General features: G+C 55.9%; 27 protein-coding genes. 12 read left to right on the top strand and 15 right to left on the bottom strand.

The window, feature by feature from the left end:
* Window positions 1-198 precede the first annotated feature (198 nt).
* Both ACXAIA_RS03350 and ACXAIA_RS03345 read right to left on the bottom strand, forming a co-directional pair.
* Window positions 199-1,506: an HlyD family type I secretion periplasmic adaptor subunit gene (locus ACXAIA_RS03350; RefSeq protein ID WP_475348099.1), complete on the bottom strand. Its 1,308-nt coding sequence runs from the start codon at window positions 1,504-1,506 to the stop codon at window positions 199-201.
* A complete protein-coding gene (locus tag ACXAIA_RS03345) occupies window positions 1,506-3,980 on the bottom strand; it encodes a type I secretion system permease/ATPase (RefSeq protein WP_475348098.1) in 2,475 nt (824 codons plus the stop codon). The genes ACXAIA_RS03350 and ACXAIA_RS03345 overlap by 1 nt, the downstream gene beginning before the upstream one ends.
* Window positions 3,981-4,401: 421 nt before the next feature.
* Between ACXAIA_RS03345 and ACXAIA_RS03340 the strand changes: the two genes are divergently transcribed.
* The 3 genes from ACXAIA_RS03340 to ACXAIA_RS03330 all read left to right on the top strand — a co-directional run bounded on the left by ACXAIA_RS03340 (window position 4,402) and on the right by ACXAIA_RS03330 (window position 6,472).
* Complete coding sequence (locus ACXAIA_RS03340) at window positions 4,402-5,295, top strand: M48 family metalloprotease (protein ID WP_475348097.1); 894 nt, start codon at window positions 4,402-4,404, stop codon at window positions 5,293-5,295.
* Between the two features lie 6 nt (window positions 5,296-5,301).
* Window positions 5,302-5,634 (top strand): HNH endonuclease, encoded by a 333-nt coding sequence (locus ACXAIA_RS03335; RefSeq protein WP_475348096.1) that lies wholly within the window; start codon window positions 5,302-5,304, stop codon window positions 5,632-5,634.
* A gap of 109 nt (window positions 5,635-5,743) precedes the next feature.
* Window positions 5,744-6,472: a MarC family protein gene (locus ACXAIA_RS03330; RefSeq protein ID WP_475348095.1), complete on the top strand. Its 729-nt coding sequence runs from the start codon at window positions 5,744-5,746 to the stop codon at window positions 6,470-6,472.
* A 231-nt stretch (window positions 6,473-6,703) separates the two neighbouring features.
* Here ACXAIA_RS03330 and ACXAIA_RS03325 read toward each other — a convergent pair whose 3' ends face one another.
* Window positions 6,704-6,982: a hypothetical protein gene (locus tag ACXAIA_RS03325; RefSeq protein WP_475348094.1), complete on the bottom strand. Its 279-nt coding sequence runs from the start codon at window positions 6,980-6,982 to the stop codon at window positions 6,704-6,706.
* Window positions 6,983-7,129: 147 nt separating this feature from the next.
* Between ACXAIA_RS03325 and ACXAIA_RS03320 the strand changes: the two genes are divergently transcribed.
* Genes ACXAIA_RS03320 through ACXAIA_RS03310 form a run of 3 tightly spaced genes read left to right on the top strand, consistent with a single transcriptional unit; the run spans window position 7,130 to window position 8,912 of the window.
* On the top strand, window positions 7,130-7,705 hold the full coding sequence (locus ACXAIA_RS03320) for a hypothetical protein (protein WP_475348093.1): 576 nt from the start codon (window positions 7,130-7,132) through the stop codon (window positions 7,703-7,705).
* A complete protein-coding gene (locus ACXAIA_RS03315; RefSeq protein ID WP_475348092.1) occupies window positions 7,702-8,112 on the top strand; it encodes a hypothetical protein in 411 nt (136 codons plus the stop codon). Before ACXAIA_RS03320 ends, ACXAIA_RS03315 begins: the two co-directional genes overlap by 4 nt.
* 8 nt (window positions 8,113-8,120) lie before the next feature.
* Window positions 8,121-8,912, top strand: coding sequence for an ImmA/IrrE family metallo-endopeptidase (locus ACXAIA_RS03310; RefSeq protein WP_475348091.1), 792 nt, complete (start codon window positions 8,121-8,123; stop codon window positions 8,910-8,912).
* A gap of 26 nt (window positions 8,913-8,938) precedes the next feature.
* Here ACXAIA_RS03310 and ACXAIA_RS03305 read toward each other — a convergent pair whose 3' ends face one another.
* The gene (locus tag ACXAIA_RS03305; protein WP_475348090.1) at window positions 8,939-11,323 is read right to left on the bottom strand and encodes a transketolase; all 2,385 of its coding nucleotides are present in this window, start codon (window positions 11,321-11,323) and stop codon (window positions 8,939-8,941) included.
* A 116-nt stretch (window positions 11,324-11,439) separates the two neighbouring features.
* Here ACXAIA_RS03305 and ACXAIA_RS03300 point away from each other — a divergent pair, with 116 nt between their 5' ends.
* The gene (locus tag ACXAIA_RS03300) at window positions 11,440-11,661 is read left to right on the top strand and encodes a hypothetical protein (protein WP_475348089.1); all 222 of its coding nucleotides are present in this window, start codon (window positions 11,440-11,442) and stop codon (window positions 11,659-11,661) included.
* Window positions 11,662-11,867: 206 nt separating this feature from the next.
* Complete coding sequence (locus ACXAIA_RS03295; protein WP_475348088.1) at window positions 11,868-12,827, top strand: hypothetical protein; 960 nt, start codon at window positions 11,868-11,870, stop codon at window positions 12,825-12,827.
* Window positions 12,828-12,840: 13 nt separating this feature from the next.
* Here ACXAIA_RS03295 and ACXAIA_RS03290 read toward each other — a convergent pair whose 3' ends face one another.
* Complete coding sequence (locus ACXAIA_RS03290; protein WP_475348087.1) at window positions 12,841-14,067, bottom strand: methionine gamma-lyase; 1,227 nt, start codon at window positions 14,065-14,067, stop codon at window positions 12,841-12,843.
* 225 nt (window positions 14,068-14,292) lie between these two features.
* On the opposite strand from ACXAIA_RS03290, the gene ACXAIA_RS03285 reads away from it, so the two are divergent.
* Together ACXAIA_RS03285 and ACXAIA_RS03280 are read left to right on the top strand one after the other, a co-directional pair.
* A complete protein-coding gene (locus ACXAIA_RS03285; protein ID WP_475348086.1) occupies window positions 14,293-15,918 on the top strand; it encodes a sigma 54-interacting transcriptional regulator in 1,626 nt (541 codons plus the stop codon).
* A 109-nt stretch (window positions 15,919-16,027) separates the two neighbouring features.
* Window positions 16,028-16,810, top strand: a complete 783-nt coding sequence (locus ACXAIA_RS03280; RefSeq protein ID WP_475347329.1) for a 3-hydroxybutyrate dehydrogenase — start codon at window positions 16,028-16,030, stop codon at window positions 16,808-16,810.
* 76 nt (window positions 16,811-16,886) lie between these two features.
* Here the strand turns inward: ACXAIA_RS03280 and ACXAIA_RS03275 are convergent, their stop codons facing one another.
* Both ACXAIA_RS03275 and ACXAIA_RS03270 read right to left on the bottom strand, forming a co-directional pair.
* Window positions 16,887-17,069 (bottom strand): YegP family protein, encoded by a 183-nt coding sequence (locus ACXAIA_RS03275; RefSeq protein ID WP_475348085.1) that lies wholly within the window; start codon window positions 17,067-17,069, stop codon window positions 16,887-16,889.
* A gap of 68 nt (window positions 17,070-17,137) precedes the next feature.
* A complete protein-coding gene (locus ACXAIA_RS03270) occupies window positions 17,138-18,022 on the bottom strand; it encodes a LysR substrate-binding domain-containing protein (RefSeq protein WP_475348084.1) in 885 nt (294 codons plus the stop codon).
* A 121-nt stretch (window positions 18,023-18,143) separates the two neighbouring features.
* On the opposite strand from ACXAIA_RS03270, the gene ACXAIA_RS03265 reads away from it, so the two are divergent.
* Together ACXAIA_RS03265 and fghA are read left to right on the top strand one after the other, a co-directional pair.
* Window positions 18,144-19,268 (top strand): S-(hydroxymethyl)glutathione dehydrogenase/class III alcohol dehydrogenase, encoded by a 1,125-nt coding sequence (locus ACXAIA_RS03265; RefSeq protein WP_475348083.1) that lies wholly within the window; start codon window positions 18,144-18,146, stop codon window positions 19,266-19,268.
* Window positions 19,269-19,343: 75 nt separating this feature from the next.
* Complete coding sequence (gene fghA, locus ACXAIA_RS03260; protein ID WP_475348082.1) at window positions 19,344-20,201, top strand: S-formylglutathione hydrolase; 858 nt, start codon at window positions 19,344-19,346, stop codon at window positions 20,199-20,201.
* Between the two features lie 113 nt (window positions 20,202-20,314).
* Here the strand turns inward: fghA and ACXAIA_RS03255 are convergent, their stop codons facing one another.
* From ACXAIA_RS03255 to ACXAIA_RS03220, 8 genes are all read right to left on the bottom strand, one after another.
* Complete coding sequence (locus tag ACXAIA_RS03255; RefSeq protein WP_475348081.1) at window positions 20,315-20,911, bottom strand: energy-coupling factor transporter transmembrane component T family protein; 597 nt, start codon at window positions 20,909-20,911, stop codon at window positions 20,315-20,317.
* Window positions 20,908-21,582: an energy-coupling factor ABC transporter ATP-binding protein gene (locus tag ACXAIA_RS03250; protein WP_475348080.1), complete on the bottom strand. Its 675-nt coding sequence runs from the start codon at window positions 21,580-21,582 to the stop codon at window positions 20,908-20,910. Before ACXAIA_RS03250 ends, ACXAIA_RS03255 begins: the two co-directional genes overlap by 4 nt.
* 77 nt (window positions 21,583-21,659) lie before the next feature.
* Window positions 21,660-22,208: a biotin transporter BioY gene (locus ACXAIA_RS03245; RefSeq protein WP_475348079.1), complete on the bottom strand. Its 549-nt coding sequence runs from the start codon at window positions 22,206-22,208 to the stop codon at window positions 21,660-21,662.
* A gap of 196 nt (window positions 22,209-22,404) precedes the next feature.
* The gene (locus ACXAIA_RS03240) at window positions 22,405-22,764 is read right to left on the bottom strand and encodes an ArsR/SmtB family transcription factor (protein ID WP_475348078.1); all 360 of its coding nucleotides are present in this window, start codon (window positions 22,762-22,764) and stop codon (window positions 22,405-22,407) included.
* Complete coding sequence (locus tag ACXAIA_RS03235) at window positions 22,751-23,197, bottom strand: SRPBCC family protein (RefSeq protein WP_475348077.1); 447 nt, start codon at window positions 23,195-23,197, stop codon at window positions 22,751-22,753. The genes ACXAIA_RS03240 and ACXAIA_RS03235 overlap by 14 nt, the downstream gene beginning before the upstream one ends.
* Window positions 23,198-23,396: 199 nt before the next feature.
* On the bottom strand, window positions 23,397-24,017 hold the full coding sequence (gene ureG / locus ACXAIA_RS03230) for an urease accessory protein UreG (RefSeq protein WP_044829628.1): 621 nt from the start codon (window positions 24,015-24,017) through the stop codon (window positions 23,397-23,399).
* Complete coding sequence (locus ACXAIA_RS03225) at window positions 24,014-24,820, bottom strand: urease accessory protein UreF (RefSeq protein ID WP_475348076.1); 807 nt, start codon at window positions 24,818-24,820, stop codon at window positions 24,014-24,016. Before ACXAIA_RS03225 ends, ureG begins: the two co-directional genes overlap by 4 nt.
* Window positions 24,711-25,268 carry an urease accessory protein UreE gene (locus tag ACXAIA_RS03220; RefSeq protein ID WP_475348075.1) on the bottom strand — a complete coding sequence of 186 codons (558 nt, stop codon included), beginning with the start codon at window positions 25,266-25,268 and terminating at the stop codon, window positions 24,711-24,713. Before ACXAIA_RS03220 ends, ACXAIA_RS03225 begins: the two co-directional genes overlap by 110 nt.
* Between the last annotated feature and the right edge of the window lie 14 nt (window positions 25,269-25,282).

Genomic DNA, 25,282 nt, shown 5'->3' with positions numbered 1-25,282 from the left:
AACACACGCCCCAGAATCCATTTATACCCTAGTATAAATTAGATTTTTGCGAATCATCAATAGCAAATGACTCGCCTAGGTGCGAATAATGCGTTTTTTCTCATGTTTTCTGGCGCTTTGGAAGGGAAAAGCCTGACGTGTCAGAATCTGTCAGGTTGTATACACCAACCTATGCCGACATATACGTTCGTTACCATCTTACTGTTCGCGGAATGCGCGATCAAAGCTGGTGGTGATCGGTGAAAACAGATAGGCGAGAATCGTTCTGGCCCCTGTCACGATCTCCAATTGGGCTGGCATCCCGGGCGAAAGAATCATGCCTTCATGCTCGGCAAGACTTTCGGCATCGATCTCGACCATGGCCAGGAAATAGGACCGGCCTTCTGAGTCTGTCAGGCGGTCTGGCGACACGTCGGTGACCGTGCCCTTGACCGGTGCAAACCAGCGCTGACTAAATGAGGTCACCCGGATATTGACCGGAAGCCCGGTCGAAACGACGTCGATGTCGTTGGGGGAAACGCGGGCCTCAATCACAAGCCGATCATCGGCCGGCACGATTTCAAGCACCTGCGCGCCGGGCGGGATCACACCGCCCACCGTGGTGAATTGCATGTTGGTCACCGTACCATTGCGCGGTGCCTTGATGTCGGAGCGCACCAAGATATCCTCAGCCGAACGCAGGCGTTCATTGAGATCGGAAATCTCGCTTTGCACGTCGCGCAGCTCGGTGTTGATCGACTGCAAATGATCGCGCATCAGCTGCGACTGGCTGGCTTTGACCTGTTGGATCTGCTGTTCGATCCGCGCAATATCGGCGGAATAGCGCCCGATATTGCCAAGGGTCTCGACCAGGCGGCTTTCAAGTTGCAGCAAGCGGGTACGTCTGGCATAGCCGAGCTCCACCATAGGTTTGACCATGGCAAGCTCTTCCTTGACGATCCCGACCTGCTGTTCGGCGGCGACCTTTTGCTCACGCGTACCTACGATTTCACGGCGCAATTCCTTGATGCGCTCGTCATAAAGCTGGACCTCGCCCTGAAACGCGCTACGGCGGCTTTCAAACAGGGTGCGCTGCGCATCCGTGATCGAGAAGTAGCGTGGGTCTTCAAGTGGCGGCGGGAAGGTCAGGTAACCTTCCTGCGCGCGCTCGGCAATCAGGCGCGTCTGGGTCGCCAGTGCATTGAGATAGCGGTTATTGAGCAGATCATAACTGGCACGCGAGCGGGTATCATCAAGACGGACCAGAACATCACCGGCCTGAACCCGTGCCCCGTTACGCACCAGAATTTCGCGAATGATCCCGCCTTCAAGATGCTGAACACTTTGCCGGCCGGAAAACGGCGCCACCACACCACTGGCCGTGGCGGCCGAATTGACCTCGGCCGTGCCCGCCCAAAGCAGGACAGAGCCAAACCCCAGAAAAAGGATCAAAAACCCGATCCGCACCAGCGGTTTGACGTCGGTGCTAAGCTCGCGCGCGGTTGGAAGTTGCACTCCGCCAGACATCAGGCACCACCCTGTCGACGTTCAGCCGATCCTTCGACCACACGCAATTGCGGGCGACCACGACGGGCGGTTTGCGCGCGTACCTGTTCGCGCCCTGCCGGGTGATCTTCCGTATCCGCTGGTTTGCGGCGCGGTGCGCGGGCGGCAGCGGCCCGTTCGGCATCCTCACGCACCTTGCGCATGCGCATTGCGGCTTCTTCGCGCGCCTTGGCGATGGCCTCGGCTTCGCTCATTTTGCGTTGAGCTGCAGGCTTGCGGGCAGGCTGCGCTTTTGGCTTTGCTGCCGGGCGTTTCGGCGCCAGATCCGCCGCACTGGCCGGACGCGCTTCACGTGATGCCGGGGTTGGCGGATCCTTGCGGGCGGCATCCTTGGTTGCTTCGGCTTTTTTGCGGACCGGGCGCATGGTCATCATTGTCCCCCCCGGGGTCGGCTGCGGCTTCATTTCCGTTTTGGCGATGCCGGCGGCCTGTTTGGCTGCCTGCGCCCGACCCGATCCGGTTTCACCCGTCGAACCGAAATCAGCGATTTCGGGCATCTCATCAATTTCTGGCTCAGGCGCAGCTTCTGGCGCGCTCACGGCAGTCGCCGGATGGCTGTTGGGCGCGCTGTTCTTTTCAACAATCGGGCGCGGCGCGTCGGGATTTGGCACCTCGATCCGTTTGGGCGTGATGCGCATCTGCCCATCAGCAGGCTGCGCATCGGCCGCAGCCTCATCCGGGCGAACACCGGGCGGCAAACCACGCGAAATTTCTTCATTTTCGGGGGCTGCTTGTGGTGCCGCCGGTTTATTGCCGCCCTTGACCGGCACCACCTGGATTTGACCATCGGCCAGCGCCAGAATGGCATCGGCATGCGACAGAATTTCACGCTCGTGACTGACGATAAAGGTCGTGATGCCATTGCGCCTAAGCACTTCGATCAGCTCGCTGATATGCGCGACACCACTGTCATCAAGGGCGGTTGTCGGCTCATCAAGCAGCAACATGCGCGGACGCGAAAACAGGGCCGCCGCCAAGGCAATCAACTGGCGCTGCCCGCCCGAAAGGTTACGCCCGCCGCGATCCACGCGCGTGTCATAACCATCAGGCAGATCAAGGATGAACTGATGCGCACCGGCCAGCTCAGCCGCCTGAATGATGTCGCGCATTTCCGCATTGCCCAGACGGGCAATGTTTTCGGCAATCGTACCCGGGAACAGGAACGGGTTTTGCGCCAGATACCCGATCTGCGCGCCCATTTCGGTGCGATCCACCCGGGATGCTTCCACATCATCAAGCTTCACCGACCCGGAACCGGGCAACCAGATACCCATGATCAGCTTCAGAAGGGCGGTTTTACCGACCCCGTTAAACCCGGCAATCGCGATGATCTGACCCGGTCCGGCCTTGAACGAGAATCCCTTGAACAAAACGTTACGGCTGTTGGGCGGTGCAAAGACAAGCCTATCCACACTGACCGCCATGCCACGCCCGCGTGGCATGGGTGCAGGGACGGTCTGACGTTTTTCAAGCAAGATATTGTTCAGTCGTTCAAACGAACTGCGCGCCGCATTCCAACTGCGCCAGGCGGTCACCGCTCCGTCAAAGGGCGCCAAGCCCCGCATCCCAAGGATCATGGAGGCCACCATGATGCCGATCGTGATGCTTTCGGACAGAACCAGATAGGCCCCGACACCGATAAAGCACACCTGCATGGCAAGGCGGACAAAATGCGAAAGCGTGGTCGATGTGCCAACCCGACGGCTGGCTTGCCCTTCCCAGTAAAGCGAATCCGACTGGTCCGCCTGCCAGCGTTGGCGGGCCGACTGGGTCATGCCCATGGCTTCCATCGCCTCGGCATTGCGGACATAGGTTTCTTCCTGCGCAATCCCGCGGTTCTGGCTTTCTTCCGACCGGTCGACAGAGATTTTCGAGGCGGCCTCGTTGGCAATCGCAATCACGATCAACAGCAACGCACCACCGCACGCCACCATGCCAAGGCGGGTGTCGAAAATGAACACGACCCCGATATAGACCGGCGCCCACATGAAATCGATCAGGGCAAACGGCCCGCTGCCGGTCAGAAAACCGCGCAAACCATACAAATCACGCAACGGGCGCTGGCGCATCTGGCTGCCACGCGCCGATTGCTGCACGACATGGGCAAACAGTTCCCCACCAAGGCGCAAATCAAGCGCCGTCCCGACCCGGATCAAAACCCGCGATCTGAGCTGTTCCATCGATGCGATGAAGACCAGAACAAGACCGATGCCAAGCGTTAAAAGGGCCAGCGTATCCACCGACCGGCTGGAAAGAACACGGTCAAATACCTGCATGGAATAGATCGGGATCACCATGTTCAGCAGGTTGATCACCATCGAGAACCCGCCGACAAGCGCGATCGACCGCCAGAACAACCGTTCCAGCGGGGTCCGATCCCCCTCGCGTCCCGCATCCGTCTTGCGGGTTGGCCGGATTCTATCCAACAGGCCCATTCGTTCCTTCCGCTCTTTCCACCCATAAACCATGGGCGAAACCCTTATATCTGTTGCCTTTGGCCATTTGCCAATCACGCATGGCAAACCACCCGCGCAGCGAAGCTATGACGGGCAACCTAGCCAATGGCATACTCCCACTATTCTAGTCGAATATATAAGGATGTGTTAAAATTTTGCCGCAAAGCCCTTTATTTCATTGCCTTACCGCGCAATCTGATCGGGCAATTCTGGCAAATTTCCGGCACCGAATCCTGCCCCTTCGTGACCGGCCAAAATCTGTGCTGGATCAAAGCCGTTAACACCCTGCCTGATATAGACTTTTTTCACTCACAGGCCATCTGCCATTTGCGCAACAACGCCTCCCCGCCCTATCTTTAGGTGTATCGCGCCATCTTCAAACCCGACAGGCAAACACTTCATGGCTGACAACACGCCGCAACTTCCGGGCTTCATTCAACGGTTTCTCGCCATCCAACCCGGCGGAGTCTCTCACGCGGGCGGGCTGATGGCCTGCATGATCGGGGTGCTAGCGGCCTGCGCCTGGATGCTGGGCGGGATTTCGATGATGATCTCGGCCGGTATTGCGGTTGCCTTGATGCTCGCACTTTCGCCGATGATCTCGCCAGACGTTTTGATGAAAATGCTGCGCGCCAGTCCGCTATCGGGCGAAGATTATCCGGCCATCCATGAAATGAGCCGTCTGCTTTCCGAACGCGCGGGGCTTGGTCACAAACCGAAACTGTTTTTGCTGCCGGGCAAGGGTGTCAATGCCATCACGACGGGCACGAATGACGACACCACCATTGCGATTTCAAGCGATGCGGTTCATGGCCTGTCACCACGTCAGATGCGCGCCATTCTCGCCCATGAAGTGGCGCATGCCTGGCATGGTGATACGCGCATTTTACTGATTACCGATGTGCTGTATCGCGCGACATGGACGATTGCGCTGTTTGGTCTGGCGATCTTTATCTTTGGCGATTTCAATCCGCCTGCCTGGATGATTGTCCTGTTTGGGGCGGTACCGACCATCAGCTTCCTGTTTCAGCGGGCCGTCATCCGCGACCGCGAATTTGCGGCCGATCACGGGGCGAGTGATTTGCTGAATGGCCCCGAAGACATGATTGATGCCCTGCTCCATATCGATCAGATCAATCGCAAGCGGCTCGGCCTTGTGCCCTATCGCAGCACACAGCCGCCCAGCCTTCTTGATACTCACCCGTCGGTCGGCGCCCGCATCAAGGCGCTCCGCGCGCTCAAGCCCGGCACATGGCAGAAATTCTTTGAAAACCGGCGCATGCCGCCACAATGATCCAACATGCCAGCGGATACTCCAAACAACTCTGATCTAGGTACCTGCGCGATCTGCGGTCGTGCGATGATCGCAGGCCCCAGTGTGGATCGCCATCACTGGCGGCCAAAATCACAGGGCGGGACGGAGACCGAATGGCTGCATCGCGTCTGCCATCGCATGATCCACCGCCTATTTGATGAAGCCACCTTGGCACGCGACTATGACAGCCCCACCAAGCTTCTCACCCATCCCGACATCATCAAGTTCGTTAAATGGGTGCGCAAGAAACCCGATGATTATGTCGACTGGCCGGAAAGTGCCGGGCGCTATGGCCGCAATCGTGGCAAGCGCCGATAAGGTGCTGCGTTGGTGCGCCGGGGAAAGGACTGCCAATTTAACCATTTACCTGCCAAGATAGGCGCAATATACGCGTCAAACGCGAAACCGCCGACAGCAGGAAACACCGATGCCAATGCTTAATGAACTGATCCCGGTCTTTGTCACTCTGTTCGTGATCATTGACCCGCTGGGTCTGGTGCCGGTCTTTATCGTCCTGACCCAGGGCACAAGTGCCGCCCACCGTCGGCGCATGGCAATCCGGGCCTGCTTGACCAGCTTCTTTATCCTGGCCGCCTTTGCCCTGATCGGCGAGGGGTTGCTGGGCGTCTTTGGCATTCACATGCCCGCCTTCCGGATTGCCGGGGGCACATTGCTGTTTTTGATCGCGCTTGAAATGCTGTTTGAAAAGCGCAGCCAGAAACGCAACGAGCGCGCCGAACAGGTCCATCAGGAACTTGAAGACGATCACGAGGCGGAAAAAGCAGCAAAGACCGCCAAGGCCAAAGCCAAGAAACCGGCGACCAAAACCGCAGACGGCCCGACCATCCCCGATGACGAGGCCGACGATATCTCGATCTTCCCGATGTCGATCCCGTTCCTGTCAGGTCCCGGTGCCATCGCATCCGTGATGCTTTTGATGGGCAAATTCGAAGACAATATCGCCATGCAGGCCAGTGTGATTGGCGTGGTCGCCGTCGTGATGGTAATCGCCTTTGTCTTCTTCCTGCTAGCAAACGTCGTTGCCAAGCGCCTCAGCCCGACGGTCGCCACCGTGGTATCACGCCTGCTCGGCATGATCCTGGCTGCCTTGGCCGTCCAGTTCATCATCGATGGTGTGAAACAGGCGTTTTTCTGACGCAATCAATAGCGAAACATACAGAATTTTGGGTGGCACCGCCTAGCTGTAAATGTACAGCTAGGCGGTGCTCACATTTTCCATCGCACAAGTTATTTCAGAACCCTTGCGGGAACGAGCCGTTCCCGGAATTCCGCGCGCCCCTGAACATACCATTCCGACCATACATCATTAGCTGATGGCTTCACTTCGAGTTGGAAACTCTTAGTTGAGCGTTCCGCATTCGCAAAGCTACGCTGCCATTTTGCTCTGGCGGCTATTGATCCAGTCCCATGCGTCTTGCGGCAGCCATCCGCTGTAGTCCTTTGTAACACCACTGACAAAGAAAAGATCATTGGCATCTACGCGGGGCTTTAGTCTTGCCCAAATTTCTGATGCAGAAAGACTAGTATCTACCAGCCAATGCGAGTCGAGGTAGTGAAACCACGCACCACAACCCTTGATAGCATCATATAGTTCATTGTAGTTTTGGCCAGGGCGCTTCAAGTCATAGTTAATTGAGTAGATCATTTTTGTTCTCCTCTTGGGAATTACGCAGACGGATCATCCGCCCACAAACTCCTATGCGGAAGGAGTCAAAGTCCTCAGACAAAAACTTGTCCGCAAACCTACTTTTTTTCCGCATTGTTTATTGAGAGCATGCACGGTGAGGGCAATATGGACGGTAGTGATCCACAATCAGTTCTGTCACAAGAGGAGGTTGAAAATGCGATCTCTGCGTTTTCAGATGCGGATTGGATACGTATAGAGAAGACAGCCAGCCTCTACGTAGGACTGTACAATTGGCTATCATTGCAGTCAGAAGATTTAGTTCAAGAAGCTCTGCTACGCGCTCTAAACGGGACAAGAAAATGCCCACGAGATGTGGATGTGGTGAAGTTTCTAGCCGAAGCGATCCGGAGCATAGCCAACGGAGAAGCTGAAAGAACCGAACACAGCTTGCCAAAATTCTCTCTAGATGACGAAGCCAATACCATTGAACTTGTTAGCCAAAATCCTTCGCCAGAAGAGATACTTGCAAGCAAACAAGAAGAGCAGAGCCTTGACGACAAACTCATTGAGCTATTTAGCGGTGACGAAATCGCGCAAATTTTGGTGCTGGGCATAATCACAGGTGCCAGCGGCGAAGAGCTAAGATCATTATCCGAATTAGATGAAACTCAATTCAACAGTAAGAGAAGAAAAATTCGCCGAACCATCAACAAAGCCATCCAGAACGGATTAAAACCATGACTGACAATAGAAGCGACGAGCGGCAGCAATTGTTCGTACTAGCAGACACACTGTTAGAAGATCTCTTCTCGATGTCAGATGACGAAATCATCGCAGAGGCTGAAGAAGACGATAATCTGGTCTCCACCCCAATTAAAATGCGGGAGCTTTATCAAGAAGCTTTGGTAAAAAAACGAAAAGCTCGGCTGCAGAAAGCTAAAGACGACCTCCGAAATGCCTCTCTTCCACAAAAGTCATCGGAAGTTATTGACATCACCAAAGCTCGTAAAGCTGTATCTGAAGCCTTGATGAAAAACGAGCTTTCAATGGCAGCAAGAAACGAGACTAGCAGTGAGCTCAGCGACGCAGAGATTGAGAGAAAGTACAATGACTTTGTAGCTCTAGGGATAATTAATCCTGAGGATTAAGATCAAAGATGCCAAACTTGAACCCTGCGGAAAGTTTGCTTTTATCTCTCGGGATAACGGAACCGACCGAAATTGACCTAGAAGCTATTGCCTTTGATCAAGGAGCAGTTATCCGATACTGCGACCTAGAAGGTTGTGAGGCTGATATCATCGGATACCGAGATAGAGCTATAATCTCCATAGATAAAAGTCGAAGCAGAACCCGAAAAAGGTTTTCGTTGGCTCATGAACTAGGCCATTGGCATCACCATCGAGGTCAAAAACTCCGATGCAGAGTCGAAGAACATCATCCGAACTTAAAAAAAATTACAGAGAACCAAGCAAACACTTACGCAGCTTCTTTGCTGATGCCAACCTATCTGCTGAAACCTCGAGTTCTTGACAATAAAAATTTGACCTTTTCTGTTATCGAGAAGATTGCAAGTGAATTCAAATGCAGTCTGTCAGCAACAGCACTCAGACTAGTTGAGCAGGATTACTGGCCAAGTATGCTCGTTTGCCACTCCCGTTCGGGTCGTCAGTGGTTCGCAAGATCTAAGAGCTTTCATCAAAGATGGTTTCCAAAAACTGAGCTGGATCCTGATTCTGGAGCATTCGATATACTTTTCGGTCAGGCGCAGGATGAGATGCGCCCCCACCTCATCGGCGCCGATGCTTGGTTCGACAGCTACGACGCACAGCAATTTGAAATGTATGAGCAGACCATAAAAATATCCACAGATGAGATACTCTCATTACTCACCATTAAAGACGACCGAATGCTTGACGATCCAGAGTCTTCTCGTCGGAGCCGTTTCTAAACCAAGCAGGCTGTTTAAAACCTCAGCTAATCCCAACGCTTTGCAGCGCGCAGAATGGCGTCGGTGCCGATCTGGTAGTGATCGTAAAGCGCGATGCTATCGCCGCACTGGCCAAAGGCGTTGACGCCAAGTGGGGCAACCGCATGACCGCGCACGCCGCCAAGCCATGCAAGGGCGGCCGGGTGGCCGTCGATCACGGTGACAAGGCGAGCATCGGATGCCAGCGGTTGGAGCAGGTTTTCAACATGAGACATCTTGCCGTCGGCCTTGCCTTCAAGACGGGCACGTTCCAGATCCTGCCATTCGTTGTAAAGACGATCGGTCGAGGTGACAGCCAGCAGGCCCAAGCCCGGATGGTCTTCGGAAAGTTTTTCCCAGGCAGCAATCGCTTCGGGCGCCATGGCACCGCAATAGGCAATCACCATTTTGCAATCCTCGCCCGGTTGGCGCAGCCAATAGCCACCCGAAATAATTTCGGTCTTTTGCGTTTCCGACAGGTCACGTTCCGGCTGTGAGAGCGGTTTGGTCGACAAACGCAGGTAAATTGAACCACCGTCCGGGTCCTGCATATGGTCAAACGACCAGCCCATGATGGCGGCCAACTCATCGCCGAAGCTTGGCTCGAAACTGGTCAGGCCGGGCTGACCCATACCGATCATTGGCGTTGATATCGACTGGTGCGCGCCGCCTTCCGGGGCCAGCGTGATGCCACTGGGTGTCGCCACAACCATGAAACGCGCATCCTGATAGCAGGCGTAATTCAGCGCATCGAGACCACGCGCAATGAACGGGTCATAAAGGGTGCCAATCGGGAACAGACGTTCGCCAAACAGGCTATGCGACAGACCAAAAGCGGCGAGATTGAGGAACAGGTTGTTTTCAGCAATGCCAAGCTCGACATGCTGACCATTGGGCGATCTGATCCATTTCTGGGCCGAGGGAACCTTACGCTCCTTGAACTCATCGGCCAGTTCTTCGCGGCCAAACAGACCGCGCTGGTTCACAAAGCCGCCAAGGTTGGTCGAGACCGTCACATCGGGCGAGGTGGTGACGATGCGATCAGAAAGGTCGCTGTTCTTCATCTTGGCCAGTTCGTTCAAAACCTTGCCAAAGACTTCCTGCGTGCTCGATGTCTCCGTCCGCGCATAGGGCATTTCGGGAATGGTGATGTGCTTGGCCGACTTGTTGCGCGGGGCATCATCGTTAAACGGTGCCTTGGCGATATAATCGCGCAAGCGCTCGGCGCTGATATCAAGGCCGGCCGCGATATCCCATTCCTGCCCGTCGGCGACCTTGTTCTGCAGCTTGAAGGCATCCATTTGCGGCACGTTCATCAGACCCGCATGGTTGTCCTTGTGCCCCTGAAGCGGCGTGCCATAGCCCTTGACGGTATAGGCGATAAAGACGGTCGGCTTGTCATTGGGAACGGCATCAAAGGCGCTGAGTACTGCTTCCATGCAATGGCCGCCGAGATTGGTCATCAGGTCATGAAGCTGATCGTCGTCATAATCACCCAGTAGGCTTGCCAGCGCATTATCGCCGTCCATGTCCGATGTAATCTGTTTGCGCCATGCCGCACCACCCTGGAAGGTCAGGGCGGAATAGATGTCATTGGGCACGTCATTCAGCCACTTCTTCAATGCCTTTCCACCCGGCTTGGCAAAGGCATCATGCAGCTTGCGGCCATATTTGATGGTAATCACGTTCCAGCCAACCGCCCGGAAGAACCGGCCAATGACGCGGAACAGATGGGCATCAATCATGCCATCAAGGCTTTGGCGGTTATAATCAATCACCCACCAGACATTGCGAATGTCATGCTTCCAGGTATCAAGCAGCGCCTCATAGATGTTGCCTTCATCCAGTTCGGCATCGCCAACAAGGGCAACCATGCGACCGGGCGTTTCATCCTTGGGCAGCATATCCTTGTAGCGCAGGTAATCCTGTGTCAGGGCGGCAAAGTTCGTCACAGCCGCACCAAGGCCGACGGAGCCGGTCGAAAAATCAACCTGATCGCCATCCTTGGTGCGTGACGGATAGGACTGCGCCCCACCAAAGGAACGAAATGCTTCTAGCTTTTCCTTGGTCTGGCGACCCATCATATAGTTGATCGCATGGAATACCGGGCTTGCATGCGGCTTGACCGCCACCCGGTCCTGCGGGCGCAGAATATTGAAATAAAGGGCGGTCATCAGGGTAGTCATCGACGCACAGCTGGCCTGATGGCCACCGACCTTGATACCGTCGCGTTTCGGGCGCAGATGGTTCGCGTTATGGATTGTCCAGCTTGAAAGCCAGCGCACTTTCTTTTCAAGCAGACCCAGCATCTCAAGGTCCTTGGCATTAATGTTGGCAGTGCTGCTTGCTTCGATAATTTCACCGATTTCCGGTGCGGTTTCTTGTGCTGACATTTCCTGATGGCCTTCTTTTTTTTATCCGTTGTGACGGGGTTTGTGGGCGTCGCCCCCGTAGGACGACAAACCGGTATGATGATGCCGATTTTTAGGGGTACGGCGCGGAAATCAAGATGATGGCGCTGCAATTCACACAAGATTCGATCACCTGCCCGATTTGTTGGAATCTGCTGCGACGATCATTGCAAAACCCTCGAATTTCCGGTCCGCTGAAAAATCCGGCAAATCGCGGCGATATCCCGGCGTTTATGCGATTCGATCAAAACCGCTCGACTGCGCCAGAAAAGTCATCTCCGCAGAAAAGTGCATTTTCCCGCAACCCAACCGTGCGTTAAATTCTTTATTTGCCAATAGCTTATACTGAGATATAGTCGTTCCCATCCTAAAGTCCGTTTCTGGTGACTCCGAAATTGTCAAACTCCGTTGCTTCCCATCCCGCGATCTGTGCGAAAGTTGCCCTGCCCCGATGACAAGCGCAGTCGCAACACTTTCAGCCGCATTTCATGCAGCGGGTTGCTCGTTTGCCGGGCGGACCGGCCGCATGCGACTGCTTGTCCCGCTTGTTATCACCTACCTTCTGACCAGCATCACGGCGCACGCCCAGTCAGATTCAGAGTCAAAAATCTGGCCGGACAGTCGGTTGCGCCAGAACCTAAAAACCGAAGTCACCTCCAGCGCCCCGCCCGATATTCGCATTCCGATGGACACCGGCTCTGACTTCTGCCGCGGGATCGCAAGCTGGGCGGAACACTCGGAATATCATGTCGAACTATTGCGCCTTGCAATAAGGCTGAGCAGCACGGATGCCAAGATCACCCCGGTTTGCATGGACTACCCGACCGAAGCACGGCGCATCTCGATGCTTCAGTCCGGCAGTGAAATCAACACAGTCTTTTTTGGCACCGATGACGTCCGCGAAGAGAAGCTGCTGCCCGTCTATATCCCGATCTATCTCGGCACCACCGGCTTGCGGCTTTTCATGCTGCGCCCCGGGATCCATGATGAATTCAGCAAGGTTGAAACGCTTGAGGACCTCCGCAAGTTTTCCATGGGTCAGGGCCTTGGCTGGCCAGACACCGAAGTTCTGATCAACAATGGCTTTAACGTGATTTTGGGCCGGTACAAGACGCTGCATCGCATGCTCTCAGCCGAGCGTTTTGACCTTTATCCACGGGCCTACTGGCAGATTGTCTGGGAATGGACCTGGATGCGTGAACAGGCCCCGGGGATCACAATTCACCCCGGCATTGCCCTTTATTACCCGCAACCGATCTATTTCTTTGTCAGCCCGAAATATCCCGAACTGCATGACATTTTGGAAACCGGCCTCAGACGTGCCTATTCAAACGGAATGATGTTTGATCTGATCAAATACCATTTCGAAACGGCACCGTCCTTTAACCAGATTTCCCTACCTGACCTTCGGATTTTGCGGGTACCAAACAGCCTTCTGTCTGACAGATCCCACGCGGCATTGCGGGATTACGGCCTGCTTGACTGAACCGCGATAACCCCTATTCAGCGGCAATCGCCATTTTATCGCCATCGAGTGCGCTCGAAAGATCAGCCAGAATATCATCGATGCTTTCAAGCCCGGCCGACAGGCGGATCAGGCCATCGGTGATCTGATATTCCACGCGTTCTTCGGCGGTGTAGGTTGAATGGGTCATGGACGCCGGATGCTGGATCAGGGTTTCGGCATCCCCCAGGCTGACCGCACGGGTGATCATGTTAAGCCCATTCATCAGCTTGCGACCTTCCTCGATCCCGCCCTTAAGCTCGAACGCGATCATGCCGCCAAAACGGTCCATCTGTTTTTTGGCCAGTTTGTGGTTCGGATCGCTTTCAAGGCCCGGATAAAAGACCTTCTCGACCTTCGGATGCTTGGCGAGAAAATCGGCGATCTTTTCGGCATTGTCGCAATGGCGTTCCATGCGAAGCTCAAGCGTTTTAAGACCACGCATCACAAGGTTGGCGTCCTGAGCGGACAGCACCGCACCGGTCATGTCCTTAAGACCGACCAGACGCACCTGCGTCATGTCCTCAAGGCTCCCGATCACCGCACCCGCCATCAGATCGCCATGGCCACCGAGATATTTGGTTGCGGAATGCACAACGATATCCGCACCCAGCTCAATCGGGCGCTGCAGATAGGGCGTGCAATAGGTATTATCGACAACCACCTTGGCACCGTGCTTGTGCGCGATGGCGGAAATGGCTTCGATATCGACCAGACGCATATTCGGGTTGGCCGGGCTTTCGAAATAGACAATCTTGGTCTGATCGGAGATCGCCTTTTCCAGCTCCGCCGGGTCGGTCAGGTCGACATGGGTGTGCTTGATGCCGAACTTTTCCAGACCATGCCGGAAATAGGCAAATGTGCAGCCATATAGCGTGCGATCGACAATGATCTCATCCCCCGGCTCGATAAACGACCAGAAGACAGAGGTAATCGCGCCCATGCCTGATGCGGTCGCAACCGCGGCTTCACCGCCTTCAAGCACAGCCAGGCGCTTTTCAAGAAGATCAAGCGTCGGGTTGGCAATGCGCGAATAGATAAAGCCCTGCTCATCCCCGGCAAAGAACCGCCCGCCCTGCTCGGCCGTTTCGAACGCAAAGGTCGAAGACATGTAAACCGGCGGGTTCAACGCGCCATTGTGGCTTTGCGGATCGTAACCGTGATGGATCGCACGGGTGGCAAAACCGGTTTTGGCGCTGTTGTGTTTGTCATGGGCAGACATCGGAAGGCTCCTTGAAATGCGGTTATTCTGCCCGCATCACCGCAAGCACCATGCCAGATTTAAAAATCGCCTGTTTTCAAGGGTTTGGCAAAAGCGCACCAAACAGATGTGTAAATATTTATTTACACACTGACATACTTCCATACGGAAAACCTCAAAGACACTGGATTCCAGAATCTTAAGACTGTACATTTTAACTTACAGTGTAAATTTATCGGTACAGTTATGCGGTTCGAAATTCGTGGTGAAAACAGGCTCGGCATTACGCGCGACGTGATTAATGTCCTGACCGATCACGGTCTCGACATCCGGGCATTTGAAGTCACCACCCATCATATCTATGCTGATATCCCCGCCGTGCGCCCGGAACGCTTTCTGCTTCTGTCCCACGCGCTCAAACAAATTCCCGGCATTTTCGACATTACCGAAATCGACCGCCTGCCGACCGAACGCAGGCGCGCACAACTGCATGCGACGCTTGCCGCCCTTGGCGATCCGGTGATTGCCGTTGATGCCAACGGTCAAATCGCACAGGCCAACCCGGCCGCACAGGCGATTTCAGCAACTCCTGAAAAACCTTTGCGTGATCAGGATATCGCCATTATTTTGAATGAACCATCCATTGAAGATTTACGCCAAAGTGGATTTCGCCTGCCCGAACGTGAGGTCACTTTGGGCGGGCAGACCTATCTTTTGCAGGTCGAACCGATCGGTCATGTCGATGATGGATCCGACAGTGCCGATGATGCGCCCTGGGGCGGAGTAATGGTCTTTCACCGCCCGGCGCGATTGGGCCGTGTCATCACCGCCCTTCAGGACCGCAGCCATACCGGATTTGACGACATTATCGGCGCCAGCCGCGCCATGCTGCGCGTCAAATCACAGGCCGAACGTCTGGCGGCCATTGATGCGCCGATCCTGATTCTGGGCGAAACCGGCACCGGCAAGGAGCTGTTTGCCCGTGCCTGCCACCGCGCAAGTTCGCGCGCGGATCAACCGTTTCTCGCGCTCAACTGTGCCGCCATGCCCGAAGGCCTAGCTGAAAGCGAACTGTTTGGCTATGCCGCCGGGGCCTTTACCTCAGCCCGGCGCGGCGGCAAGCCGGGGCTTCTCGAGCTGGCCGATGGCGGCACGTTGTTTCTCGATGAGATCGGAGAACTGACTCCGTACCTGCAGGCGAAGCTTTTGCGCGTGCTTCAGGATGGTAGCTTCCGGCGTGTGGGTGGTACGGATGAGATCACCGTTGATGTCCGCATCATCAGTGCCACCAACCGCAACCTTGAAGCCATGTCGCATGACGGCACCTTTCGCGAGGATCTTTATTTCCGGCTCAATGTTCTCGGCATCACCCTGCCGCCCTTGCGTGAGCGGATCGAAGACATTGCCGATCTGGCCGCCTTCTTCATCGACCGCACCGCGCAGCAGACAGAGCGCAGCACACCACGCTTGGCCCGTGATGGCCTTGACTGGCTTTGCGCCCATGACTGGCCGGGCAATGTCCGCGAGCTTGAAAACACCCTGTTTCGCGCCGTCGCCCTTCTGGATGGCAACACTCTGGGCGCCCGCGACCTCGCCGATGCCGCCAGCGGCACAGCAAGCACGCCAACGCCCCAAAACCACATCACGGCCAAAACAGACCAAGACACGCCCGACTGCCCAACGCCGCAAATAGACCTCATCGCCACCGCGCTTGCGCAAAGCGATTTCAACAGCGGCATGGATTTGCTTGAACGCGAAATGCTGGTCCGGCTTTATCCAGATTACCCAAGCTCGCGCAAGCTGGCTGATCGGCTTGGCGTTTCACATACCTCGATCGCCAACAAACTGCGCAAATATGGCATTGGGGCCTAAAAACCCATCTGCCCCACAACAGCATTTCTTGCCAGTTACATTGCACTGCGGCATGATCCACCTAACTTAACAAGAGGATCAAACTCCTCAGATACAGGGAGAAGACAAAATGCTGACAGGTAAACGCGCACTCGTCACCGGCTCGACAAGCGGGATCGGCCTTGCCATGGCCAAGGCACTTGCAGGCGCTGGTGCGGATGTAATGCTCAATGGCTTTGGCGATGCTGATGAAATCGAGGCAACCCGCAAGGGCCTTGAAACCGATTATGGTGTCACCGCGCATTATAATGGGGCCGACCTGTCCAAACCGGACGAGATCGAAGCGATGATGAAGGACGCCGAGGCCAAATTTGGCGGCGTCGACATCCTGATCAACAATGCCGGCATCCAATACACCGCCAATGTCGAAGATTTCCCGCCCGAAAAGTGGGACGCGGTGATTGCGATCAACCTGTCATCGGTCTTCCACACCACCCGCCTTGCCGTGCCCTATATGCGCCAAAAGAACTGGGGCCGCATCATCAATACGGCGTCGGCGCACGGCCTGGTCGCATCCGTCCAGAAGGCCGCCTATGTCGCCGCCAAGCATGGCGTGATTGGCCTGACCAAGGTGACAGCGCTTGAAACCGCCGAAACCGGCATCACGGCCAATGCCATCTGCCCGGGCTGGGTGCGCACCGAACTGGTCGAACGCCAGATCGAAGCGCGCGCCAAGGAAAACAATATCTCGGTTGAAGAATCTGCAACACGGCTCGTGTCAGACAAACACCCGTCCAAACAGTTCGTTTCCCCCGAACAGATCGGCCAGACAGCACTGTACCTCTGCTCGGACGCCGCATCGCAAATGACCGGCACGCACCTCTCGGTCGATGGCGGCTGGACGGCGCAGTAACACGCGCAATTCCAAAATACCAAAGCCCCGCCAGCACACGCTGCGGGGCTTTTTCTTTCTGCCGATTACGCGACACCTAGCTAAGATCGCAATCACATGCTGGGCGCTTGGCATTGGCGACACAATCGGACTTTTTCGAGTAGCCCTGCGTGGAAGCACCAACAATCTCGCCATTACTCGCCGTACGTCGCCAACGCCAACCATCTTTCGCTTCATAAACTTCCCAAAGGTCACCGTTTGAGCCTGTGCACTGTGACATCGCTCGCCTCCTTCAAAACGAAATGCATTGAGGGTTCGACGTGGACGCAGACCACTTGTGACAGAAAATCAGGATGATTGACCCAAATACCGCCCAAGATGCTCCACCAACATCCTGATCTTGGGGCTAAGGTGGCGGTTGGTTGGGTAGATCGCCCAGATGCCTTCGTCTGATGGCTGGTACTTGGTCAGCACCGGGACGAGGTCGCCACTGGCGATCCACGGATCGACATAATAGTCGGGCAATTGCACGATGCCGATGCCCTTGCGCGCCGCGTCCAGAAGCGCCTGACCGCTATTGGCGTGGATCGAGCCATGAATGCGGACTGTGCGTTCGCGGCCGTCTTCTTCAAAGCGCCAGTAATCAAGTGTCCCGACCAGACAATTATGATGGTGCAGCTCCGATAGCGAATAGGGTTCGCCGCGCTTGGCGATGTAGCTGGGTGCGGCACAGGCATACAGGCGCCGTGTTGAAAGCTGCTGGGTCATCAGACTGCCCGTAGTGCCTTCCAACCGGCCCAGACGGATCGCCATATCATAGCCTTCAAGCACCAGATCAAGCTTCTGGTTGGTAAAACGGCATTGGACCTCAAGATCGGGATAGCGGGTGACGAAATCATTGACCAGTGGTGCAATCACCGTCTCGCCATACGTGGTTGGCGCGGTGAGTTTGAGCTTGCCGCGCGGCAGTTCGGTCAGGTTGCCAATCGCACGTTCCGCCTCGTCCAACCCATCGAGCAATTGCCGGCAATGCTGATAGTAAATCTGCCCGGCCTCTGTCACGCTGACCTTGCGCGTCGTGCGGTAAAAAAGCTGCACACCCAGCTTTTCCTCGAGTGCTGTGACCTGTCGGCTGACCTGGGCGACGGAAATGCCAAGCTGCTTGGCAGCGGCCGTAAAATTCTGTCGCTCGGCCACGGCGATAAATTCGCTGATCCCGTCCCAGGCATTCATCGCCGGACCCCATCCAGATTGTTACATATGCGTAAAAGTCATTTACCAAATTAGTGGATAATCACATCAATGGAAATAAATAGACTGTTTGCATTCAACATCCAAACATCGGAGTAGCGTCATGAGCGCCGAAACCATTACCTGTAAAGCCGCCATCGCCTGGGAAGCCGGCAAACCGCTGTCGATCGAAGAAGTTCAGGTCGCCCCGCCGAAAGCCGGCGAAGTGCGCGTCAAGATCGTCGCGACCGGCGTTTGCCACACCGATGCATTCACCCTGTCGGGCGAAGATCCCGAGGGCATCTTCCCGGCCATCCTTGGCCATGAAGGCGGCGGCATCGTTGAATCCATCGGCGAAGGTGTGACCAGCGTTTCGGTTGGCGATCACGTGATCCCGCTTTACACCCCGGAATGCGGCGAGTGCAAATTCTGCAAATCGGGCAAAACCAACCTGTGCGGCAAAATCCGTGCGACTCAGGGCAAGGGCCTGATGCCGGACGGCACCTCGCGCTTCTCACAAAACGGCAAGCCGATCTATCACTACATGGGCTGCTCGACCTTCTCCGAATACACCGTGCTTCCGGAAATCTCGCTTGCGAAAATCAACAAAGAAGCCCCGCTTGAAGAAGTTTGCCTGCTTGGTTGCGGGGTCACCACCGGCATGGGGGCCACGGTCAACGCGGCCAAGGTGCAGAAGGGTGACTCCGTGGCCGTCTTTGGCCTGGGCGGTATCGGTCTTTCGGCAATCATCGGCGCACAGATGGCCGGTGCCGGTCGCATCGTTGCCATCGACCTGAACGAAAAGAAATTCGATCTCGCCAAGAAACTCGGCGCGACCGATTGCATCAACCCGAAAGACTATGACAAGCCGATCCAGGAAGTCATTGTCGATCTGACCGACGGCGGTGTGGACTGGTCGTTCGAGTGCATCGGCAATGTCAATGTCATGCGTTCCGCGCTTGAGTGCTGCCACAAGGGTTGGGGTGAGTCAGTCATCATCGGTGTTGCCGGTGCCGGTCAGGAAATCTCCACCCGTCCGTTCCAGCTGGTCACTGGTCGCGTCTGGCGCGGCACGGCGTTTGGTGGCGTTAAAGGCCGCTCGCAGCTGCCGGAATATGTTGAACGTTATCTCAATGGCGAGTTCAAGCTGTCGGACTTCATCACCCACACCATGAAGCTCGAAGAGATCAACGAAGCGTTCGACCTGATGCATGAAGGCGAAAGCATCCGTTCGGTTATCCATTACTGATCGCAATATAAACATTTGAATAATTGCGCCACTGTCGGAGATTTTCCGGCAGTGGCCGATCAGAAGGAGGCCCAAATGGGTATCGAGAATTCCTCAAGCAACAAGGTCTTTGGCGGCTGGCAAAAGCAATATACCCACCCGTCCACCACCCTTGGCTGCGACATGCGCTTTGCGATCTTTCTGCCGCCGCAGGTGAGCAACGGCACAAAGGTCCCGGTCATGTACTGGCTGTCGGGCCTGACCTGCACGGATGAAAACTTCATGCAGAAGGCCGGCGCATTCCGCATCGCGAGCGAGCTGGGCATCGCCATCGTCGCCCCGGACACCAGCCCACGCGGCGATCATGTCCCCGATGACGAGAACGAGGCTTATGACTTTGGCAAGGGTGCTGGCTTTTATGTCAACGCCACCCAGGAGCCATGGGCACGCAATTATCGCATGTGTGATTACGTGACCAAGGAACTACCAGCGCTGATCAAGGATCACTTCCCGGTCAATGATGACGCGGTTATTTCCGGCCATTCCATGGGCGGCCACGGCGCACTGATGATTGCGCTTCGCAATCCGGGCACGTTCAAGTCCGTCACCGCCTTTGCACCGATTTCCAACCCGATCAATTGCCCATGGGGCCAGAAGGCACTTGGCAATTATCTCGGTGATGACAAATCGGCCTGGAAAGACTGGGACAGCTCGGAACTGATGAAGGCGGCAAGTGCGCCTGATGTGCAGACCCCGGCCCTTGTCGATCAGGGTGGTGCTGATGGTTTCCTAGCCGAGCAGCTTAAACCCGAAGTACTCGAAGCAGCTGCCAAGACATCAGCCTATCCGGTCTCCATCCGCATTCAGGATGGCTATGACCACAGCTACTATTTCATATCGACCTTTATCGAAGATCATATCCGCTTCCACGCCAAGCATCTTGGACTGAGCTGATTGCACCAACGATCTTCGACTTCCCCGGCACGCCGCCACCCAATCCCCCCTCAGGCGTGTCGGGGCTTTTCTTTTTGGGGGTGGCGGAACAGACAGATAGTCGGTTCTAACGACTAATCAAAGCTGCGCGCATCAATCGCATCGGCAACATCATCGGCCATTTTAAGCGTGCGGATGATCAGCGGCACCACCATTGCAACGATGGACCGATCAAGCCCGCGGGCGCGTTGGGCATCGCGGATTTCGTTTGCCACCTGTGCAATCACCGGGATAAAGCGCAGCACCATCGAAATCGCCAGACTGACCTTTTCCGGATTGACGCCAAGCGGGCGCAGGGGCTGCATGGCGCGTTCAAGCGATGCCAGAAGATCTGATGTTCTGGTGGTCAGGGTCACAAGCGACGCAAACAGCACAATCGCCGCGATCCGGGTGACAACCAGCAAGCCCGCCTGCCAATCAGCCAGCCAAAGCTGCGCAGCAAAAAAGATCAGAAGCAACCACAGGACCGGCTTGATCTGCGCCCAGAGAATGCGCGGACCAAAGCCGGAGACGGGATAAAGCAACAGCACGGTTGCCAGAACAACCGTCACCACCGGCCAATCGGGGATCAGGAACACCCCCGTGCCAAGGGCAATCATGGCAAGGATCTTCGCCCCGGCCGCAGCCCGGTGCAGAGCAGAGTTCCCGTCGATATAAAGGCCTGCGATCACGCCATCATCTCCCGATATTTCGGAAGAACTTCGGATGGCGGACCATCCAGCACCAAGCGACCATCCTCGAACGCCAGCACCCGGTCATAATCGGCAATCAGATCAAGATCATGCGACACCGTAATCACCGTCTGATCGAGCTCTGCAATGGCGCGCTGCACCCGGTTGCGATTGCGCAGATCCAAAAGCGTGGTCGGCTCATCAAACACGATATAGCGCGGCTCCATCACCAGCACGCCGGAGATGGCAAGGAGCTGCTTTTGCCCGCCGCTAAGTAAATGGCTCGGATGGGTTTTGAACTCACTCAGGTCATAACGGGCCAGCACATCATCAATGCGGCGATTGACCTCATCCTTGGAAAGCTTGAGCGGTTTCAAGCCAAAGGCAATGTCTTCCTCGACCACCGGATAGACGATCTGGTTATCGGGGTTTTGAAACACAAACCCGACATGACGTCTGAGCTTGCGGCCATCCTTTGCCGCGTCCAGATCATCAATCAGAACCCGCCCCGTACTTGCGGTTTGCAGGCCATTGAGCAACCTGACAAAGGTGCTTTTACCCGACCCGTTCGCGCCGACAATCCCGACCCGCTTTTCAGATAGCGTCAGGTCAATGTCAGCAAGCGCACGTCGCTGTTCAAACTGCACAGAGACATTTTCAATTCGGATCATGGGTCTGTCCGGCGTTATCAGGGGAACTGGAACGGGTTCAAAATGGGCGCAAGCACATCACTTGCGCCCATAAGACGTTAGCCCGCCTTGGAAATCAAGGGATAGGCGCGCCGCACCGCAATGCATGCCGCGGTTGCAATCACCACCTTAATGGCATCCCCGATCAGGAACGGTGCCGCCCCAACGGTTGCCTGCCAATAGCTGATCTCGGCCACGACCGCGACCCAGGCATTGCCAATGGCATAGAGCACGACAATCCCGCCAAAGGCGATGGACAGGCCGGCATTGACCACGTTCAGGCGGTTCCAGAACTTCTCGATCAGAAGTCCGATGACAAAGGCCGAGATGGCCCAGCCGAACATAAACCCGCCGGTCACCCCGATCATCACGCCAAAGCCACCGCGCCCACCAGACAAGAGCGGCAAGCCAACAGCAACCAGAACAAGGAAAAGAACAATCGAAAGCCCGCCACGACGGGCACCCAGAATGGCCCCGGCCAGCATCGGACCAAGTGATTGTGCCGTCACCGGAACACCGGTCACCGGAAGGGTAATTGGCGGAAACAGCCCAAGAACGGCGGTCAGGGCCGCGAACAGGGCGACATAGACGATATCTTTGGTCTTCATGTAACGGTTTCCCATTCCCGTTATAAGACAGATCTGCAATCAACCCCTTGAGCAAACCTGCCTTCGTTAACCGGTCCGCCCGACCGGCTCAACGCGCTATGGGATAACCGCAAATATCATCAGCGCCAAGCAAAATGACGCTACTTTGATGCCAAAACATGCCCAGACATTCTAATATGCGATGGATTTCAAAACCTTAGGCCTCGCCATCTTCGACAAAGGTTTTAAGGCGCATCAGGGCAGATTCCCAACGTCCTGCGACCTGATCAAGATAGGCGCGTGCGTCGGCCAGTTGATCGGGGCAAAAGGCATACTGGCTTTCGCGCCCGACCCGATGGTTTTGCACGAGGCCTGCGGCCTCCAAAACGCGCAGATGCTTTGTCACCGCCTGGCGGGTCATATCGGCATCATCAGACAGGGCCGAGATCGAGCGCGGCCTGCCATCGGCGAGACGATCAAAGATCGCCAACCGTGTCGGATCGCCCAAGGCGGCAAACAGGACGGAAAAATCCCGGTCCTGTTTGCCATTATCTGTATTTTTTTCAGCTTTCTGCATGTTTCTTGATATTTTCCAACTGGAAACCCCAGCCATTTGTGTTGGCGCGCAGGGCATCGGCAATGCGATGGGGTGGCAGTTTATCAAATCCGGTTTCGCGCACCTTTACCAATGTCATGCCCGCTGTTTCTTCCAGCCAGAACTCGACAAGGGTTTCGGCTTCGCCACTATAATCGATATCGGGATCGACCGCATAGGGATGCCATGTATAGGCAAAATAGGCCGGTTCCTCCATCGCCTTGATCGTCGAGTTCCACGGCACATGGGTGAACCCTTCGATGGTCATCATGCCCCTGGACACCTCGCCCACCACAAACGGCGCCTTGATATCAATCCCGAACCATGTGCCGAACTCCTGATGGTCTGTCAGGGCCTGCCACACGCGCGACCGGGATGCCTTGATTTCAATCGACTTCTCAATGCTATTTGACATAACGCAACCTCCTGGTTGCATTTAACTTGCCAGAATAGGTTTTATTATGCAACTAAAAAGTTGCGTATTTGGTTTTTGATCCTAAAAACACAAACGCCCGGCTGTTGCCAGCCGGGCGATGCGTGCTCCCGTCATCCTTGGGTCAATGCCGCGTTAATGTAACCGGCCTTGCCCGTGCAGCTATCCTTATATCCCCATATCAGGATGCTGCGGATTGGCGGAGCCCCCCTGTCTCGATGATGAAGTTTTTGACGTCTTCAAGGCCGTCCATCGCCTTGAGATTGGTGAACAGGAACGGACGATCGCCACGCATCTTCTTGGCATCGCGATCCATCACGCCCAGATCCGCGCCCACCAGCGGCGCCAGATCGGTCTTGTTGATCACCAAAAGGTCCGAACGGGTAATGCCCGGACCGCCTTTACGCGGGATTTTGTCCCCTGCCGAAACGTCGATGACGTAAATGGTGATGTCGGCCAGCTCCGGCGAGAAGGTCGCCGACAGGTTATCGCCACCCGATTCAATAAAGATCGCCTCAAGCCCGGCATGCTTGGCGGCCATGTCTTCGACCGCCGCCAGATTGATCGAGGCATCTTCGCGAATGGCCGTATGCGGGCAGCCGCCGGTTTCAACACCGGCAATGCGATCAGCCGCCAGCGCGCCCGAACGGGTCATGAATTCGGCGTCTTCGCGGGTATAGATGTCATTCGTGATTGCAGCGATGTTGAAATCATCGCGCATCGCCTTGCACAGGCGCTCCAGAAGCGCGGTTTTGCCGGACCCGACCGGGCCACCAATTCCGATACGAAGGGGAGAGCTCATGATCTAAATAGCCTCGTATATTGGGTTTCGTGTTTCATCGATGTCCAGTCGACCATCGGCGCCGCCGCACCAAGATCGGCAAGGTCAGTCTGCATGGCGTGATCAACCGCAATGGTGACCGCCCCATCAAGCGATGTCAGCGATCGCACGCCATCGGTCTGGCCCAGCGGCACCAGACGTACCGCACTGGACACAAGGTTTGCTGCCATCGCGTGCAAATAAGCCGTCAGTGCATCACGCAGCGGCACATCGGACTGGGCCGCGGCAATGCCCACCGCCACCGGATAGGATGGCAAACGATCATCGTCGCGCATGGCATTGGCCCAACGGGTGATCATTCCATCGCCCCAGACCTTTTGCATCGTCGAGACAAAGGCACGTCCCTGTGCGGTTGCTTCCAACGCCATCTCGGATGTGCCGCGCCAACAATCGGCCTCGACCCCGATGTCAAACAGGGCCGTTTCATCGCCCGCACGCGCCGCCCGCCATGCGGCACAAAACAGCACCGCATCAATCCGCCCGGCGCCGAATTCCAGAACCCCTTCAACCCAGTTGATCAGACTATCAGCCGATGTCACCCGCCCGTCTTCGACGGCATATTCAACGCCATGCGAATAGGTATAGGCACCAACCGGAAATGACGGGCTCAGCCACGTCATCAGCCGCATCAGACCAGCCGGGTTAAGGGTCAGGTCATCCGTGGTCATGGGAATGCCCGTGATGATGATCGTGAGAGTGGTCCGAATGCGATGAATGGCCCTGATCATCATGGTCGAAATGATCATGGCCATGGCTGTGGCCATGCGCGCCACCCAGCCCGTGATAGGCACCATTCAGCGGATCAAACGGTGCGATTTCATTTTCCACCACACCACCAAGGCCGGTGATCATGTCGCGCATGACATGGTCATCAATGATGCGCAAACGTCCGTCATTCAATACCTGAACCGGGGTGTGACGGTTGCCGATATGCCAGGCCAGCTTGGCGGTTGCAATCGGCCCCGCCGCTGTGATGGTCAGAACCGGTTCGTCCGCCGCGCGCACGACAATCACCCCGCCATCAACAAGGCGCAACCGATCCCCATCCGCCAAACGCACCGCATGCGGCAGATCGAGTAGGAAAGGCTCCCCCGCATCATCATGCAGACGAATGCGGCGGCGATGCCGGTCGGAAAAGGCCAGGGTAACCGTACCGCGCACCTCGGACGTGTCGGCACGGTCAACCGGAATATGTTCAATGGCGTGACGCATGGAGTTCGATACCA

The sequence above is a fragment of the Thalassospira sp. ABL2_045 genome (assembly GCF_056161285.1).
Note: the sequence above shows the minus strand (reverse complement) of the source record. Positions and strands in the feature narration are given on the sequence as shown.

Bases quoted from the DNA above. Each gene is read 5' to 3' on its own strand.
- ACXAIA_RS03350 (WP_475348099.1), bottom strand. From the start codon at position 1,506: ATGTCTGGCGGAGTGCAACTTCCAACCGCGCGCGAGCTTAGCACCGAC.
- ACXAIA_RS03345 (WP_475348098.1), bottom strand. From the start codon at position 3,980: ATGGGCCTGTTGGATAGAATCCGGCCAACCCGCAAGACGGATGCGGGA.
- ACXAIA_RS03340 (WP_475348097.1), top strand. From the start codon at position 4,402: ATGGCTGACAACACGCCGCAACTTCCGGGCTTCATTCAACGGTTTCTC.
- ACXAIA_RS03335 (WP_475348096.1), top strand. From the start codon at position 5,302: ATGCCAGCGGATACTCCAAACAACTCTGATCTAGGTACCTGCGCGATC.
- ACXAIA_RS03330 (WP_475348095.1), top strand. From the start codon at position 5,744: ATGCCAATGCTTAATGAACTGATCCCGGTCTTTGTCACTCTGTTCGTG.
- ACXAIA_RS03325 (WP_475348094.1), bottom strand. From the start codon at position 6,982: ATGATCTACTCAATTAACTATGACTTGAAGCGCCCTGGCCAAAACTAC.
- ACXAIA_RS03320 (WP_475348093.1), top strand. From the start codon at position 7,130: ATGGACGGTAGTGATCCACAATCAGTTCTGTCACAAGAGGAGGTTGAA.
- ACXAIA_RS03315 (WP_475348092.1), top strand. From the start codon at position 7,702: ATGACTGACAATAGAAGCGACGAGCGGCAGCAATTGTTCGTACTAGCA.
- ACXAIA_RS03310 (WP_475348091.1), top strand. From the start codon at position 8,121: ATGCCAAACTTGAACCCTGCGGAAAGTTTGCTTTTATCTCTCGGGATA.
- ACXAIA_RS03305 (WP_475348090.1), bottom strand. From the start codon at position 11,323: ATGTCAGCACAAGAAACCGCACCGGAAATCGGTGAAATTATCGAAGCA.
- ACXAIA_RS03300 (WP_475348089.1), top strand. From the start codon at position 11,440: ATGATGGCGCTGCAATTCACACAAGATTCGATCACCTGCCCGATTTGT.
- ACXAIA_RS03295 (WP_475348088.1), top strand. From the start codon at position 11,868: ATGCGACTGCTTGTCCCGCTTGTTATCACCTACCTTCTGACCAGCATC.
- ACXAIA_RS03290 (WP_475348087.1), bottom strand. From the start codon at position 14,067: ATGTCTGCCCATGACAAACACAACAGCGCCAAAACCGGTTTTGCCACC.
- ACXAIA_RS03285 (WP_475348086.1), top strand. From the start codon at position 14,293: ATGCGGTTCGAAATTCGTGGTGAAAACAGGCTCGGCATTACGCGCGAC.
- ACXAIA_RS03280 (WP_475347329.1), top strand. From the start codon at position 16,028: ATGCTGACAGGTAAACGCGCACTCGTCACCGGCTCGACAAGCGGGATC.
- ACXAIA_RS03275 (WP_475348085.1), bottom strand. From the start codon at position 17,069: ATGTCACAGTGCACAGGCTCAAACGGTGACCTTTGGGAAGTTTATGAA.
- ACXAIA_RS03270 (WP_475348084.1), bottom strand. From the start codon at position 18,022: ATGAATGCCTGGGACGGGATCAGCGAATTTATCGCCGTGGCCGAGCGA.
- ACXAIA_RS03265 (WP_475348083.1), top strand. From the start codon at position 18,144: ATGAGCGCCGAAACCATTACCTGTAAAGCCGCCATCGCCTGGGAAGCC.
- fghA (WP_475348082.1), top strand. From the start codon at position 19,344: ATGGGTATCGAGAATTCCTCAAGCAACAAGGTCTTTGGCGGCTGGCAA.
- ACXAIA_RS03250 (WP_475348080.1), bottom strand. From the start codon at position 21,582: ATGATCCGAATTGAAAATGTCTCTGTGCAGTTTGAACAGCGACGTGCG.
- ACXAIA_RS03245 (WP_475348079.1), bottom strand. From the start codon at position 22,208: ATGAAGACCAAAGATATCGTCTATGTCGCCCTGTTCGCGGCCCTGACC.
- ACXAIA_RS03240 (WP_475348078.1), bottom strand. From the start codon at position 22,764: ATGCAGAAAGCTGAAAAAAATACAGATAATGGCAAACAGGACCGGGAT.
- ACXAIA_RS03235 (WP_475348077.1), bottom strand. From the start codon at position 23,197: ATGTCAAATAGCATTGAGAAGTCGATTGAAATCAAGGCATCCCGGTCG.
- ureG (WP_044829628.1), bottom strand. From the start codon at position 24,017: ATGAGCTCTCCCCTTCGTATCGGAATTGGTGGCCCGGTCGGGTCCGGC.
- ACXAIA_RS03225 (WP_475348076.1), bottom strand. From the start codon at position 24,820: ATGGCCACAGCCATGGCCATGATCATTTCGACCATGATGATCAGGGCC.
- ACXAIA_RS03220 (WP_475348075.1), bottom strand. From the start codon at position 25,268: ATGCGTCACGCCATTGAACATATTCCGGTTGACCGTGCCGACACGTCC.